Here is a 15,155-nt window from a genome sequence, read left to right on the forward strand (position 1 = left end):
ACAGCAAAGCCCCAGGTCAGTGGACGAGGTAGCTGGCAGCGATCCGGCCCGTCGCGCGGGGCGGAGACCATACCCCACGCTGAGGTAGGCTCTCGCTACGAAACGCGGGGAGTAAGGCAGGGGTCCGCCATCCAGCATTTCATGTTGCGGTTGAGCAGCAAGCTGCGCAGATACCGCTGGGCAGTCTTCGTAGCGTGGCTGCTCCTCCTGGTTCCCTCGCTGTACCTTGCGCTGAACCAGTCGGGCAACCTCACCGGCGGCGGCTTCGAAGTGGCCGGATCTCAGTCGCTGACCGTCGAGCACGCGATCCAGGATCACTTCCCCGATCAGGGCGCCTCCCCCTTGGCGCTGGTCGCTGCGCCACGCGCGGATGCCTCGTTCGACGACATGAACCAGGCCGTCGCGCAGCTCGAACGCATCGCGGCCGAGGTCCCCAGCGTCAAGGTCGTGTCGAATCCGCAGCAGCCGCCGCCCCAGCCGGACCGGCCGTACGTCCTCACCTTGCAGACGGACTTCAACAGCGGCAGTTCCGACCTGGCGAAGCAACTGCGCAAGAAGGTCGGCATCGACGGCGACCAACCGGGGCAGATCGAGAACGGGAAGGTCAAGCTCTACGTCATCGGCCAGGGCGCGCTCGGTGCCGCGGCGAGCGAGGCCACCAAGCACGACATCGCTCAGGCTGAGAAGTGGAACCTCCCGATCGTCATGATCGTCCTGCTGGCGGTCTTCGGATCGCTTGCCGCCGCCGCGATGCCGTTGGTGCTGGGCATCTGCACGGTGGTCGTGACCATGGGGCTCGTCTATCTACTGTCGATGGTCACCCAGATGTCGGTCTTCGTCACCTCGACGGTTTCGATGTTCGGCATCGCCTTGGCCGTGGATTACTCCCTCTTCATCCTGATGCGGTTCCGGGAGGAATTGCGGTCGGGCCGTGACCCTGCGCAGGCGGCCGACGCCGCGATGGCGACCTCCGGTCTCGCGGTGCTGCTGTCGGGCCTCACGGTGATCGCCTCGGTGACCGGCATCTACCTGATCCACACGCCCGTCCTGGCGTCGATGGCCACCGGTGCGATCCTTGCGGTCGCAGTCGCCGTGCTGACCTCGACGACGCTGATCCCCGCGGTACTAGCGACGGTCGGGAAGGCGGCGTCCAAGCGGTCGTCGTGGCTGCACGTCTCGCGCAGACCCGAGACGACGCAGTCGCGGTTCTGGACCCGCTGGGTGGGCTGGGTCATGCGACGACAGTGGCTGTCGGCGCTCGGCGCGACGCTCGTGCTGATCGTGCTCGCCACTCCTGCGTTCGCGATGACGCTGGGTAACAGCCTGCAGCGCCAGTTCGAGCCCACCCACGAGATCCGTGGTGGCATCAGCGCGGCGTCACAGGCGCTCGGTCCCGGCGCGCTCGGCCCCATCCGAGTCCTGGTCACCTTCCCCGACGGCAACGCCAACGGGTCGGAGAACACCGGGGCCCTGGACGCGGTCCAGCAGAAGATGAGCCAGGGGCCCGACGTGGCGACGGTGTCGCCCCCGGTCTTCGGCAATGACAACCGCAACGCGTTGCTGTCGGCGGTGCTCTCCATCGACCCAGAGGACCCGGCAGCGCGCGACACCGTCGACTGGTTGCGCGCCGAGCTGCCACGCGCCGCCCCCGGGTCCCCTGCCGTCATCGACGTCGGCGGCCCCACCGCACTACTCAAGGACTTCGACCAACGCGTGGCCGCGACTCAGCCCATGGTCTTCGTGTTCGTCGCGCTGATCGCATTCGTGATGCTCCTGATCTCGATCCGCTCGGTGTTCCTGGCGCTCAAGGGCGTCCTGATGACGTGCCTGTCCGTGGCCGCCGCCTACGGCAGCCTCGTCGTCGTATTCAAGTGGGGCTGGCTCGAGGCGTTGGGATTCCAACCGCTCGGATCACTGGACAGCACCATCCCGCCCCTGGTGCTCGCGATGACCTTCGGGTTGTCGATGGACTACGAGATCTTCCTGCTGACCCGGATCCGCGAGCGATTCCTCCAGACCAACAACACCCGCGACGCCGTCGCATACGGCGTCAGCACGAGTGCGCGCACGATCACCAGCGCGGCTCTGATCATGATCGCGGTGTTCATCGGATTCGCGTTCGCGGGCATGCCGCTGGTGGCCCAGCTCGGTGTCGCGTGCGCCGTCGCGATCGCCGTGGACGCGACGATCGTCCGCCTGGTGCTGGTGCCCGCGCTGATGGCCATGTTCGCGCAGTGGAACTGGTGGCTGCCCGGTTGGCTCGATCGCATTCTGCCGTCGGTGGACTTCGAGAAGCCGCTGCCCAAGGCCGACATCGGCGATCTCATCGTCATCCCGGAAGACATCTCCAGGATCGGGCCGTCGGGCGCCGACATCCGCAACGTGGTGAAGTCGGCGGCGAAACTCAAGACGCTCGCGCCGCAGACCATCACCGTCGCCGACCCGCTGGCGTTCAGTGGCTGTTTGCCGCTGGGCGGATCGCTTGCACAACACGTCAAGGGCGGCGACGAGCCCCTGGCCGCGCTACGACCCGGCGACACCCTGCGGCTCAACGTCACTCACCACGGCAAGTCGGGCAAGAAGAACGGTGGGACCCGGTTCCTCCCCCGCCAGCCCGTCCATCCGGTGACCATGTGGCGCGGCCGGCTCGCGGTGGCACTCGATGCACTGGCGGCGGCCGCCGACGCAGACGAGCCGATGGTGCGACGGCTCAGCCCGATGGAGACCACGAACGTCCTCCTGCCGACCGGCGACCGTTTGCAGATCCCCACCGGGGCCGAGACCCTGCGTCTGAAGTGCTACCTGATCATGTGCCGCAACAGTGCACGGGACTACGCAGAGTTTGCCGATCTGGTCGAGTCGATGGAGACTCAAGCTGCGGCAGTGGTGCTGGCAGGAATGGACCGGTATTACTGTGGACAACGGTTGAGAAGCCAGTGGGTGGCGACGCAGCTCGTACGGCGGCTAGCCGACCCACACCCGTCTGGTGACGCCGAAGAGTGGATGAGCCCCGAGGCGGAGTCCGATTGGGCACACGTCAGGCAGCGCTGCCTGTCCGTGGCAGTTGCAATGTTGGAGGAGGCGAGGTGACGTTGACGACGGACGCGCGTGGCGACGCCGCCGGGCGCCCGAACCAAGCCGCGACGGCAGCGCGGAGACGTCCAGCCGTCGACCAGCGGCCGGTGGAGTTCTGGCCCACGTCAGCGATTCGTGCAGCGCTCGAGACCGACGATCTGACCGTATGGCAGCGCATCGTCGTCGCGATCAAGCGCGACCCGTACGGCAGGACCGCCCGTCAGGTCGAGGAAGTCCTGGATACGGCACCGCCCTACGGCGTGTCGAAGGCCTTGGACGAGGTTCTGGCCCGCACCCGAGCAGACCTCGAGGCCAACGAGTGTGCCGAGGTGGCGCGCCACGTCCACGGGCTTCTCCAGCGGTCCGGTCTCGGGCAGCACGAGTTCTCGTCGCGCATCGGCATTCCCGGCGACCAGTTCGCGAGCTACCTCCAAGGCACCACCAGCCCGGCGGCATCGTTGATGATCAGGATGCGGCGGTTGTCCGACCGCTTCGCCAAGATGCGCAACGGCCGCCCCGACTGACTAGCGGGAGTTGATGGGCGACAGATCGTCGACCAGCCAGCGCCCGTCCTGCTTGATCAGCGAAACCCGTAGTGGCAGAGGCACGGTCGCCGGTTGCCGGCCCGGCGCGTTCTGCGTGCCGCGCATGATCACGGCGACGACCGCATTCTGCGGGCCGATGGCCTCGACTCCCGCCGAGACGGTGCTGGCCTGAACGGTGAGCCCCTTGCCCGTCAAATCCTTTGCCATGGCTGCGAACTCGCCGCGGAAGCCGTCGGCTCCCCACTGCGTCATCATCGCCGTCAACCGGTCGAAGTTGGCGCTCGGACTTTGCGGGGTGAACGTCGCCGACGCCTCCGCAGCACTGCTGGCGATGCCGACCACCTCGGTCATGTCGCGATGCATGGCGGCCTCCGGTGCCGTCCACTTCGTGTAGCCGACCACGACGGCCGCGGCCAACGCGACGGTGGCAAGACCCGCCACGGCCAATCGCAGACCAGGACCGTCGTCGTCGGTGCCGACCGTGACGCCGTCGCGGCGGAACAGCACGGCGTTGACCACGACACCCTGCCCGATCAGCAGGCTCAGCACCGAGCACACCGACACCCACCACAGCGGCCACGCAAGCGCGATGCCGACGTAGACCAGCGCCAGAATCGCCCCGAGCGGAGCCAGCACGTCGAACGCCAGGACCCTGAACCGGTTCCTCATCTGATGGTCTCCAACCGCGACACCAGCAGCTTGCCGTCGACGTCGGACACCGCCAGCCGCAGCGTCCAGTGCACGGTCAACGGCTTCGAACCCACGTTCTGGCTGACCGAGGTGGCGACCACGATGACGTTGTCGGTCCGCGACGACACGGTCGCCAGCTCGGGCTGCGGCACCGGCGGTAGGCCCGCGTCACCGGGCGAGGCGTGGTATCGAGACTCGATCGCGACGGACTCGACCTGGCCGACCGTCTGGGACTGCAGCTTCTGCACCACCTGGCTGAACGGCTCGACCGCGGTTTCGAAGTTCGCGTTGAGCTGACCGACGGTGCCGTCGTGCAGTGTCTGCATGCTCTGCGTGACCGTGTCCTTGTTCATGTTGATCAGGACGCCGGTCCAGTCGGCGGCGGCCTGAAGCACGCGGGTCTGGTAGGCGCGGTCGTCGACCTCGTGGCGATGGCCCACCCACATCAGCGCCGCCAGGACGACTGCGGCCACCGAGATGACGCCGAGCACCGCGGAGCCGATGCCGAACCCGGTCATACCGCCGTTGCCCGCCTGGGTGGGCTCGTCATCGAGCTGGTCTGGCATGGCCGTGAGGGTACCCGGCGTGACCCGGCGGCCGCGTTTGCCGTCGACCCCGCTCCCCCCGGCACGCACAGTGCATCCGATGGCAGGATGGTGAGGTGACGTTAGAAGCCACCCACAGCGGTATCGACCTGTCCTACGTCGACGACGACGCCCGCCCCCAGGACGACCTCTTCGGTCACGTCAACGGTCGCTGGCTGGCCGATTACGACATCCCGGCGGATAGGGCCACCGACGGCGCCTTCCGGTTGCTCGCCGACCGCGCCGAGGAGCAGGTGCGCGACCTGATCGTCGAAGCCAGCGAGCTCGACGCGGCGCCGGACACCGACGAGCAGCGGGTGGGCGATCTGTACGGCAGCTTCATGGACACCGAGACCGTCGCGCGCGTCGGCGTCCAGCCGCTGCTCGACGAGCTGGCGACGATCGACGCCGCCGACGACGCGACCGCGTTGGCGGCGGTGCTCGGGGGGCTGCAGCGCACCGGCGTCGGCGGTGGCACCGGCCTGTACGTCGACACCGACTCCAAGGACTCGACGCGCTACCTACTGCACCTATCGCAGTCCGGCCTCGGTCTGCCCGACGAGTCGTACTACCGCGACGCCCAGCACGCCGAGATCCTGGCCGCCTACCCGGGACACATCACGCGGATGTTCTCTCTGGCCTTCGGCGAGGAACCGCAGCCGAACGAGTGGGAGGCCACGTCTGAGCGAATCGTCGTGCTGGAGACCAAGATTGCGGCCGCACACTGGGACGTGGTGAAGCGTCGCGACGCCGACCTGACCTACAACCTGCGCGCCTTCACCGACCTGACCGCAGAGGCGCCCGGGTTCGACTGGGCAGGCTGGATCGCAGCGATCGGCACCACCCCGGAGGCCGCCGCCGAGGTCGTGGTGCGCCAGCCGGACTTCCTGACCGCCTTCGCCGCGCTGTGGGCCGGCGAGGACCTCGAGGACTGGAAGCGCTGGCTCCGCTGGCGGCTGATCAGCTCACGCTCGCCGATGCTGACCGACCCGCTGGTGGCCGAGAACTTCGACTTCTACGGCCGCACCCTCAGCGGCACCGAGGAGATCCGCGATCGCTGGAAGCGCGGCGTGGCCCTGGTGGAGAACCTGATGGGCGACGCGGTCGGAAAGCTTTACGTCGAACGCCACTTTCCGCCCGACGCGAAGGCGCGGATGGACGAGTTGGTGGCCAACCTCCGCGAGGCGTACCGCGTCAGCATCAGCCAGCTGGAGTGGATGACGCCCGAGACGCGCGAGCGAGCACTGGCCAAGCTGGACAAGTTCACCCCCAAGATCGGCTACCCCGTGCGGTGGCGGGACTACCCGGGCCTGGTGATCGACCGCGCCGACCTGTACGGAAACTACAAGCGCGGCAACGCCGTCGGCTACGACCGAGAGCTGGCGAAGTTGGGCGGCCCGGTGGATCGTGACGAGTGGTTCATGACGCCGCAGACCGTGAATGCCTACTACAACCCCGGCATGAACGAAATCGTCTTTCCCGCAGCGATTCTGCAGCCACCGTTCTTCGACGCCGCTGCCGACGACGCAGCCAACTACGGCGGCATCGGCGCGGTGATCGGCCACGAGATCGGCCATGGCTTCGACGACCAGGGCGCCAAGTACGACGGTGACGGCAACCTCGTCGACTGGTGGACCGACAGCGACCGCACCGAATTCGGTTCTCGCACCCAGGCATTGATCGCCCAGTACGAAGACTTCGTCCCGCGGCGGCTCAGCGGCGGTCAACACGTGAACGGCGCGTTCACCGTCGGCGAGAACATCGGCGATCTCGGCGGGCTCTCGATCGCGCTGCTGGCCTACGAGTTGTCGCTGGGCGGCGAGCCCGCCCCGGCGATCGACGGGCTGACGGGCGTGCAGCGGGTGTTCTTCGGTTGGGCGCAGGTGTGGCGCACCAAGTCCCGCGACGCAGAAGCCATCCGGCGGCTCGCGATCGACCCGCACTCGCCGCCGGAGTTCCGGTGCAACGGTGTCGTCCGCAACATCGACGCGTACTACGACGCCTTCGAGGTTGACGAATCCGACGAGCTCTATCTGGATCCCGAGAAGCGCGTGCGCATCTGGAACTAGCCTCACACGAAGACGGCCGCCCCGATGGGGCGGCCGTTCTCGTCTGCTCGGTCTTACATCTGCCAGTCCTGTGCCCCGTCGTTCTGGCTGTAGGTACCGACGGAGTTCTTCACGACGATCGGGTCACCACTGCCGAAGTTGTCGAAGAACCACTGCGCGTTGGCCGCGCTGAGGTTGATGCACCCGTGGCTGACGTTCCGCTTGCCCTGGTCGGCCACCGACCACGGCGCGCTGTGTGCGAAGTTGCCGCTGTTGTCGATGCGGACCGCGTTCTGGACCGTCAGCTTGTATCCCTGCGCCGAGGTGCTCGGCACGCCGTACGTCGCGGAGTCCATGACGATGCTGGGGAACTTCTCGAGTACGTAGTACGTGCCGTTCGGGGTGTCGTTGCCGGTCTTGCCCATCGACACCGGGAACGTCTTCTCCAGCGTGCCGTTGCGCACGATCTGCATCTGATGCGTGGTGTTGTCGACGGTCGCCACCAGCGACTCCCCGGTCCGGAAGCTGGACTTGGTGCCGCCCGCGTCGATGTTGACGGTCGTGTTCGCCGGCCAGAAGTTGATCGGGCGCCAGCGCAGTTGCGTGTCGCTCAACCAGTAGAACTTGCCGGGCACCGGCGGTACCGACGAGACGTGCACTGCCGACTGGGCCATCTGACGGTCCGCGATCGGCCGCGCGAAGTTGATCGCGATCGGCTTGGCGACGCCCACCATCGCACCGTTGCTCGGGTTGAACGTCGGCGGAGCGAAGACCGGCTTCCCGGTGTAGGGCGTGGGATCCTGACCCGCGGGCGTGCCCTCGGGGATCACCGTGGGCGCGGGCGCGGCCAGAGGATCGACGGGCGCAGGCGCCATCGGGTCGACCGGCGGAGCGAACCCGAACGGCAGCGGCGCAGGCGGCGGCACGTCCCCGACCGGGGGCGGTGCCGGCTGCTCGATGGGTGGCGAATCGATTGCCGCCGGATCGGGGTTGACCTCGGGATCTGCCCAGGCAGACGGGCTGCCGATCAGCGCGCCGCCGACCAGTCCGGCTGCGAAGATCGCCGAGGCGAATCGCGTCATGGTTCGCGTGAACGTTCTCTGTGGCATGCGCCACCTCCAATGCACAAGTGATTCCAGTGTCGCACAGCGCGGAGACCGGATATCTACGGCGGAACTCGCCAGCACCCGGACACCGCTCGATCGAAACGGCAGTGACCTGCTCGTTTGATCGGCTCCATGCGTCAGTTCGTTACGTTCGCCGCATCTTCCCGGTCAGGACTTCACCAGTCGGGCGATGGCCGCCGACGCCTCGGCGAGCTTTCTGTCAGCCTCGTCGCCACCCTCGGCGACCGCATGCGACACGCAATGGCCCAGATGCTCGTCGAGCAATCCCAGCGCGACGGACTGCAGCGCGCTGTTCACGGCACTGATCTGCGTCAGGATGTCGATGCAGTACTTGTCGTCGTCGATCATCTTGGCGATGCCGCGCACCTGACCCTCGATGCGGCGCAGGCGCTTCGCGTAGTTCTCCTTGTGGGGCGAATAGCCGTGCTCGGTCGCCTCGACCACGTCGGACACCGTCACCCTCCCAGCATCTGCTTCATCTGGCCGATCTCAGCCTGCTGTACCGTCACGATCTGCTTCGCCAACGTCTTGGCGTCGGTGTTGGCCCCGTCGGCGATCTCGGTGTTGGCCATCGCGATGGCTCCCTCGTGGTGGCCGATCATCGACTGCAGCCAGAGTTTGTCGAACTCGGCACCCTTGAGCGACTCCAACCTCGTCATTGTCGCCTCATCGACCATTCCCTGCATCTCCATGCCGTCCATACCGCCCTCGTGACCCTCGTGACCGGTGTCGGTGTCGGCGTTCCACTGGACCAGGAAGACCTTCATGGTCTGGATCTCGGGGCCCTGCGCCGCGGAGATGCCCGAGGCCAGCTTGATCACCGCCGGGTCGGTGGAACGCTGGGGCACCAGGTCTGACATCTCGACTGCCTGTTCGTGGTGCGGAATCATGCCCGTGACGAACGTGACGTCGGCGGCGTTGTTCGGGGCGGGGCTCTCCGCGGGCGCCGCAGCGCTCGACTCGCTGCCATCCGCGTCGGTGTGGCCGTCGGAGGCCGGGCCGGTACACGAGGTCAGGAACAGTGCGGCGGCGATCGCGGCAACCAGGGCGATGAACGGCTTCATGCAATCCACCTTACCGGATACCCCACAGGGGTATCCGGTACGGTGGATTGGTCGGCGAACGACCCGAAGGCATACTTGATCAATGCCCTCAGACGCTCCTGCTGATGATCTTCACGCAAGCGGCTCATCTACCCCCGACATCAAGCCTCGCAGCCGCGACGTCACCGATGGTCTCGAGAAGACCGCCGCCCGCGGGATGCTCCGAGCCGTAGGAATGGGCGACGACGACTGGGTCAAGTCGCAGATCGGCGTCGCGTCGTCGTGGAACGAGATCACCCCGTGCAACCTGTCGCTGGACCGGCTGGCCAAAGCCGTCAAGGAAGGCGTGCACGCCGCGGGCGGCTTCCCGATGGAGTTCGGCACCATCTCGGTGTCCGACGGCATCTCGATGGGCCACGAGGGCATGCACTTCTCGCTCGTCTCGCGTGAGGTGATCGCCGACAGCGTGGAGACCGTGATGATGGCCGAACGCCTCGACGGTTCCGTGCTGCTCGCCGGCTGCGACAAGTCCCTGCCCGGCATGCTGATGGCCGCTGCCCGCCTCGATCTGGCCAGCGTCTTCCTCTATGCCGGCTCGATCATGCCCGGCAAGGCCACGCTGACCGACGGCACTGAGATGGACGTCACGATCATCGACGCGTTCGAGGCGGTCGGCGCCTGCGCACGAGGACTGATGTCCCGCGACGACGTCGACATCATCGAACGCGCGATCTGCCCCGGCGAGGGTGCCTGCGGCGGTATGTACACCGCGAACACCATGGCCAGCGCCGCCGAGGCGATCGGCATGTCCCTGCCGGGCAGCGCGGCACCGCCTGCTAGCGACCGCCGGCGCGACGGCTTCGCCAAGCGCAGCGGGGAAGCCGTCGTCGACTTGCTCAAGCGCGGCATCACCGCCCGCGACATCATGACCAAGGAGGCGTTCGAGAACGCCATCGCCGTGGTGATGGCGTTCGGTGGGTCGACGAACGCGGTGCTCCACCTCCTGGCGATTGCCCACGAGGCCGACGTGAAGCTGACCCTCGACGACTTCATCCGGGTCGGCGCCAAGGTGCCGCACCTGGCCGACGTCAAGCCGTTCGGCAAGCACGTGATGTTCGACGTCGACCACATCGGCGGCGTTCCGGTCATCATGAAGACCCTGCTGGACGCGGGCCTGATGCACGGTGACTGCCTGACCGTCACGGGCGAGACGATGGCCGAGAACCTCGCTCACATCGCGCCGCCGGATCCCGACGGCAAGGTGCTGCGCGCGTTGAGCAACCCGATCCATCCGACCGGCGGCATCACGATCCTGCACGGCTCCCTGGCGCCCGAAGGCGCCGTGGTCAAGTCGGCGGGTTTCGATTCCGACGTGTTCGTCGGCACCGCAAGGGTTTTCGACGGTGAGCGCGCGGCGATGGACGCGCTCGAGGACGGCACCATCGTCGCGGGTGACGTCGTCGTGATTCGCTACGAGGGTCCCAAGGGCGGCCCGGGAATGCGTGAGATGTTGGCCATCACCGGCGCCATCAAGGGCGCCGGCCTCGGCAAGGAAGTGCTGCTGATGACCGACGGCCGGTTCTCGGGTGGCACCACCGGCCTGTGCGTCGGGCACGTGGCACCGGAAGCCGTCGACGCAGGCCCGATCGCGTTCCTTCGGGACGGTGACCAGATTCGCCTCGACGTCGGCAAGGGCACCCTTGACGTTCTCGTCGATACCGCCGAATTCGATTCCCGCAAGGCGGGTTTCAACCCGCCGGCACCCAGGTACACCAGCGGCGTCCTGGCCAAGTACCGCAAGCTGGTGGGTTCGGCAGCCACCGGCGCGGTCTGTGGCTGACCTCCATCCAGCGTTGGCCACCCTCGCTCCCCTACTGGGCAGCTGGGCGGGTTCCGGCGCCGGTGAGTACCCGACGATCCCGTCGTTCGGCTACCTCGAAGAGGTCACGTTCGGCCACGTCGGCAAGCCGTTCCTCAGCTACGGGCAGCGGACCAGGGCAAGCGATGACGGCCGCCCGCTGCACGCCGAGACCGGGTATCTCCGGCTGCCGTCACCGGGACGCGTCGAACTGGTTCTCGCGCATCCGACGGGTGTCACGGAAATCCAGGAGGGCTCGCTCACGGTTACCGGCGACGTGCTCGAGTTGGAGTTGAACGCGACGTCGATCGGACTCACCGCCTCCGCCAAAGACGTTACGGCGCTGAGCCGTTCGATTCGCATCGACGGTGACGAGCTGATCTACACCCTGCGAATGGGCGCGGTCGGCCAGCCGCTTCAACATCACCTGGCCGCGACGTTGCACAGGAAGCAGGCATGACCAGCCAGACGAATCCCGACGGCAGAATCAGGGTCCCGGCCGACCTCGACGCGGTCACGTCGGTGGGCGAGGAGGATCACTCCGACGTCGACCCCGCGTCGATCGAGCGCATCTGGCAGGCCACCCGTCACTGGTACTCGGCAGGAATGCATCCCGCCATCCAGGTGTGCGTCCGCCACCACGGCAAGGTGGTCCTCGACCGAGCGATCGGGCACGGCTGGGGCAATGGTCCCGAGGATCCGGCCGACGCCGACAAGGTTGCGGTGACGACGGAGACGCCGTTCTGCGTGTACTCCGCGGCCAAGGCCATGACCACGACGGTCATCCACATGTTGGCCGAACGCGGTGTCTTCTCCCTCGACGATCGCGTCTGCGACTACCTGCCGACCTACACCAGTTACGGAAAGGACCGCACGACGATCCGGCACGTGCTTACCCACAGCGCGGGCGTTCCCTTCGCCACCGGACCGAAGCCCGACCTGAAGCGGATGAACGACAGTGAGTACGCCCGCGAGATGCTCGGCAACCTGCGGACCATCTACCCGCCCGGGATGGTGCACGTCTACCACGCGCTGACGTGGGGGCCGCTCACCCGGGAGATCGTCTCGGCCGCCACCGGCAAGGACATTCGGGACGTGCTCGGCGACGAGATCCTGAAACCCCTCGGCTTCCGGTGGACCAATTACGGCGTTGCGCCCCAAGACATTTCACTGGTCGCGCCCAGTCATGCGACGGGCAAGCCGTTGCCCGCACCGATCGCGGCGGCCTTCAAACTGGCCGTAGGCGGAACGACGCACCAGATCATCCCGTTCACCAACACCCCACACTTCCTCACCAGCGTGGTGCCGTCGTCCAGCACGGTCTCGACCGCGAACGAGCTGTCCCGCTTCGCCGAGATGCTGCGCCGCGGCGGCGAACTCGACGGCGTGCGCATCATGCGCCCCGAGACCCTGCGCGCTGCGACCACTCAGGCTCGCCGCCTACGGCCGGACATCGCGATGGGGTTGATGCCCATGCGCTGGGGTACCGGATACATGCTGGGCTCCAAGCGATTCGGGCCGTTCGGACTCAATGCCCCCGCTGCGTTCGGACACACCGGTCTGGTCGACATCGCCATCTGGGCCGACCCCGAGCGCGGGCTCGCGGCCGGAATCGTCAGCAGCGGTAAACCCGGGGGCCATCGCGAGGCCAAGCGCTACCCCGCGGTCCTCGACGCCATCGCCGCCGGATTCCCGCGAGCCGCCGCGGGCTAACATTCGCGGATGGCCAAAATCGAGCTGTCCCGCACGCTGTCGATCACCCAGGAGGAGGCATGGTCGCACGTGTCCGACCTGTCGACACTCGGTGACTGGCTGGAGATGCACCAGGGCTGGCGTAGCGATCTGCCCGACGAACTCACCGAAGGCGCCACCCTCGTCGGCGTGGCAGGCGCCAAGGGCATGCGCAACCGGGTGACCTGGACGGTGAGGGAATTCGATCCGCCCCAGCTGATCGGCATCAACGGCGAGGGTGTCGGCGGCACCAAGTACGCGCTGCGCATGACCGTGGCGCCGCTCCCGGCTGGGTCGAGGTTCACCGTCAAGATCGACCTCGGTGGACGACCACTGTTCGGGCCCATCGGCGTCGCCGCCGCCCGCGCCGTAAAGGGCGACATCGAGCGGTCGATCAGAAAGTTCGAGGAGCTGTACGGCTAACCGATGCTCTCGCCGTAGACCCGGTCGACCGTCAGCGCCATCAGCACCCGCCGGTCGGACACCATCACCGACCGGTACTCGTCCCAGTCGGGATGCTCCCCCGCCGCGCTTCGGTAGTAGTCGACCAGCGCCTCGACCTCGGGGCTCTGCGGGTCGGTCCCCGGGCCGGTCAGGGTCGCCGTCCCCTCGGCGGTCGCCCACGACCTGCCGTCGGCGCTGGTGACCTCCAGTGCGGTCCGCGGGTCACGCCGCAGGTTGGCCGTCTTCGCGCGGCCCTCGGTCATCGAGACGTAGACGACGTCCGCGGCCTGATCGTAGAACGGTGTCACGGGCGACAGCTGCGGAATGCCGTTCGCCTTGATGGTCGCCAGCACGCCGAGTCGCGCGTCGGCCAGCAGCGTGCGCGGGTTGAATGAAGATGCGGTCATGTCAGAGCCCAACCCGTGACCGCGCACCCACTATTCCGCAGAGGGGTTCACATGCCGACTGACGAGACGATGCGCGCAGACCTCACAGAGCTGGTGCGACGCCGGGCGCTGACCGAGGACGCCGCCCGGCCCGAGGCGGTCGAGCGCAGGCACGCCGGGGGTGGGCGCACGGCGCGGGAGAACGTCGCCGACCTCGTCGACTCGGGGTCGTTCGTCGAATACGGCAGGTATGCGATCGCCGCGCAACGCTTTCGGCGCGACGTCGACGACCTGATCGAGCGCACCCCTGCGGACGGCATGATCGCCGGCACGGCGCGGGTCGACGGCGACGCCTGCGCGGTGCTGGCCTACGACTACACGGTGCTGGCGGGCACGCAGGGCGCGCTCGGTCACCGCAAGAAGGACCGGCTGTTCGACGTCATCGAACGGTTGCGGCTGCCCACCGTGTTCTTCGCCGAGGGCGGCGGCGGCAGGCCGGGAGACACCGACTACCCGGTCGTGTCGTCCCTCGACGTGCGCGCGTTCAAGCTGTGGGCGGCGCTGTCCGGTCTAGTGCCGCGGATCGCGGTCGTCAAGGGGCGGTGCTTCGCGGGCAACGCCGTGATCGCCGGCTGCTCCGATCTGATCGTCGCCACCGAGGACTCGTCCATCGGGATGGGTGGGCCGGCGATGATCGCGGGTGGAGGGCTCGGCAACGTCGCACCCGACGAGGTGGGTCCGATCTCGGTGCAGGCCCCGAACGGCGTGGTCGACGTCGTGGTGGCCGACGAGGCGGAGGCGGTCGCCGTCACCAAGAAGCTCCTCGGCTACTTCCGCGGCCGCACCACGTCCTGCGGGGCTGCCGACCAAACCGGCTTGCGCTCAATGGTTCCCGAGCGCGCCCGCCGCGCGTATCACATCGGGCCGATCATCGAGACCATCGCGGACGGGGGGTCGGTGACGTACTTGCGGGAACGGTTCGCACCGGAGATGGTGACCGCGCTGGCCCGTATCGACGGGCGTCCGGTGGGGGTGCTCGCCAGCAACACCCGCGTGATGGCGGGTGCGATCACCGCGGGCGCCGCGGACAAGGCGGCGCGGTTCCTGCAGCTGTGCGACGCGTTCGGCCTGCCGGTCGTGTCGCTCGTCGACTGCCCCGGTTACATGGTCGGCCAGGCCGCCGAGGCGGAGGCATTGGTGCGGCGCGGCTCGCGTCTGCTGGTCGCCGGGGCGTCGCTACGGGTGCCACTGGTGGCGGTCGTCCTGCGCCGTGGTTACGGCCTTGGAGCCCAAGCCATGTGCGGCGGTGGCTTGCACGAGCCGCTGCTGACGGTGGCGTGGCCCGGCGCCCATCTCGGCCCCATGGGGCTGGAGGGTGCGGTCCGGTTGGGCCTCCGCAAGGAGCTCGAGGCGATCGCCGATGACGACGAGCGGGAGGACCGCGTCCGCCAGGCCACCGCCGCCGCGCAGGAGAACGCCAAGGCGCTGAACGCGGCGGCGCTGTTCGAGATCGACGACGTCATCGACCCGGCGGACACGCGCGAACTGATTGTCGCGACGCTGGCCGCGGCCGCGAAGCACCCGTTGGATGCGCCGCGGCCGCGGTTCGTCGACACCTGGTAGG

The 15,155-nt window shown here is 67.8% G+C and carries 14 protein-coding genes; 8 read left to right on the forward strand and 6 right to left on the reverse strand.

What is annotated here, in order from left to right; translation table 11 throughout:
* The first annotated feature begins 141 nt into the window (after nucleotides 1–141).
* Both VET27_RS13665 and VET27_RS13670 read left to right on the forward strand, forming a co-directional pair.
* Nucleotides 142–3,090 carry an MMPL family transporter gene (locus VET27_RS13665; RefSeq protein WP_526518912.1) on the forward strand — a complete coding sequence of 983 codons (2,949 nt, stop codon included), beginning with the start codon at nucleotides 142–144 and terminating at the stop codon, nucleotides 3,088–3,090.
* On the forward strand, nucleotides 3,087–3,599 hold the full coding sequence (locus VET27_RS13670) for an XRE family transcriptional regulator (protein WP_526518914.1): 513 nt from the start codon (nucleotides 3,087–3,089) through the stop codon (nucleotides 3,597–3,599). The genes VET27_RS13665 and VET27_RS13670 overlap by 4 nt, the downstream gene beginning before the upstream one ends.
* Here VET27_RS13670 and VET27_RS13675 read toward each other — a convergent pair whose 3' ends face one another.
* Nucleotides 3,600–4,289, reverse strand: a complete 690-nt coding sequence (locus VET27_RS13675; protein ID WP_526518916.1) for a hypothetical protein — start codon at nucleotides 4,287–4,289, stop codon at nucleotides 3,600–3,602.
* A complete protein-coding gene (locus tag VET27_RS13680) occupies nucleotides 4,286–4,876 on the reverse strand; it encodes a hypothetical protein (RefSeq protein WP_526518918.1) in 591 nt (196 codons plus the stop codon). Before VET27_RS13680 ends, VET27_RS13675 begins: the two co-directional genes overlap by 4 nt.
* Nucleotides 4,877–4,971: 95 nt before the next feature.
* Between VET27_RS13680 and VET27_RS13685 the strand changes: the two genes are divergently transcribed.
* Entirely contained in the window at nucleotides 4,972–6,963 is a 1,992-nt protein-coding gene (locus VET27_RS13685) for a M13 family metallopeptidase (RefSeq protein WP_526518920.1), read from the forward strand.
* 53 nt (nucleotides 6,964–7,016) lie between these two features.
* Here the strand turns inward: VET27_RS13685 and VET27_RS13690 are convergent, their stop codons facing one another.
* From VET27_RS13690 to VET27_RS13700, 3 genes are all read right to left on the reverse strand, one after another.
* Complete coding sequence (locus VET27_RS13690; protein ID WP_526518922.1) at nucleotides 7,017–8,024, reverse strand: L,D-transpeptidase; 1,008 nt, start codon at nucleotides 8,022–8,024, stop codon at nucleotides 7,017–7,019.
* Nucleotides 8,025–8,216: 192 nt separating this feature from the next.
* The gene (gene ricR, locus VET27_RS13695; protein WP_526519030.1) at nucleotides 8,217–8,513 is read right to left on the reverse strand and encodes a copper-sensing transcriptional repressor RicR; all 297 of its coding nucleotides are present in this window, start codon (nucleotides 8,511–8,513) and stop codon (nucleotides 8,217–8,219) included.
* 11 nt (nucleotides 8,514–8,524) lie between these two features.
* Nucleotides 8,525–9,133 (reverse strand): DUF305 domain-containing protein, encoded by a 609-nt coding sequence (locus tag VET27_RS13700; protein ID WP_526518924.1) that lies wholly within the window; start codon nucleotides 9,131–9,133, stop codon nucleotides 8,525–8,527.
* A gap of 82 nt (nucleotides 9,134–9,215) precedes the next feature.
* Here VET27_RS13700 and ilvD point away from each other — a divergent pair, with 82 nt between their 5' ends.
* Genes ilvD through VET27_RS13720 form a run of 4 tightly spaced genes read left to right on the forward strand, consistent with a single transcriptional unit; the run spans nucleotide 9,216 to nucleotide 13,124 of the window.
* Nucleotides 9,216–10,952, forward strand: a complete 1,737-nt coding sequence (gene ilvD / locus VET27_RS13705; RefSeq protein WP_526518926.1) for a dihydroxy-acid dehydratase — start codon at nucleotides 9,216–9,218, stop codon at nucleotides 10,950–10,952.
* On the forward strand, nucleotides 10,945–11,430 hold the full coding sequence (locus VET27_RS13710; RefSeq protein WP_526518929.1) for a peroxynitrite isomerase: 486 nt from the start codon (nucleotides 10,945–10,947) through the stop codon (nucleotides 11,428–11,430). Before ilvD ends, VET27_RS13710 begins: the two co-directional genes overlap by 8 nt.
* Entirely contained in the window at nucleotides 11,427–12,683 is a 1,257-nt protein-coding gene (gene lipE, locus VET27_RS13715; protein WP_526518931.1) for a lipase LipE, read from the forward strand. The genes VET27_RS13710 and lipE overlap by 4 nt, the downstream gene beginning before the upstream one ends.
* Before the next feature lie 9 nt (nucleotides 12,684–12,692).
* Nucleotides 12,693–13,124 (forward strand): type II toxin-antitoxin system Rv0910 family toxin, encoded by a 432-nt coding sequence (locus VET27_RS13720; RefSeq protein WP_526518933.1) that lies wholly within the window; start codon nucleotides 12,693–12,695, stop codon nucleotides 13,122–13,124.
* Here VET27_RS13720 and VET27_RS13725 read toward each other — a convergent pair.
* A complete protein-coding gene (locus VET27_RS13725; RefSeq protein ID WP_526518935.1) occupies nucleotides 13,121–13,552 on the reverse strand; it encodes a PPOX class F420-dependent oxidoreductase in 432 nt (143 codons plus the stop codon). The genes VET27_RS13720 and VET27_RS13725 overlap by 4 nt on opposite strands.
* A gap of 51 nt (nucleotides 13,553–13,603) precedes the next feature.
* Here VET27_RS13725 and VET27_RS13730 point away from each other — a divergent pair, with 51 nt between their 5' ends.
* Nucleotides 13,604–15,154 (forward strand): acyl-CoA carboxylase subunit beta, encoded by a 1,551-nt coding sequence (locus VET27_RS13730; protein ID WP_526518937.1) that lies wholly within the window; start codon nucleotides 13,604–13,606, stop codon nucleotides 15,152–15,154.
* Nucleotide 15,155 lies beyond the last annotated feature (1 nt).

The sequence above is a fragment of the Mycobacterium sp. genome (assembly GCF_035633495.1).
Classification (GTDB): domain Bacteria; phylum Actinomycetota; class Actinomycetes; order Mycobacteriales; family Mycobacteriaceae; genus Mycobacterium.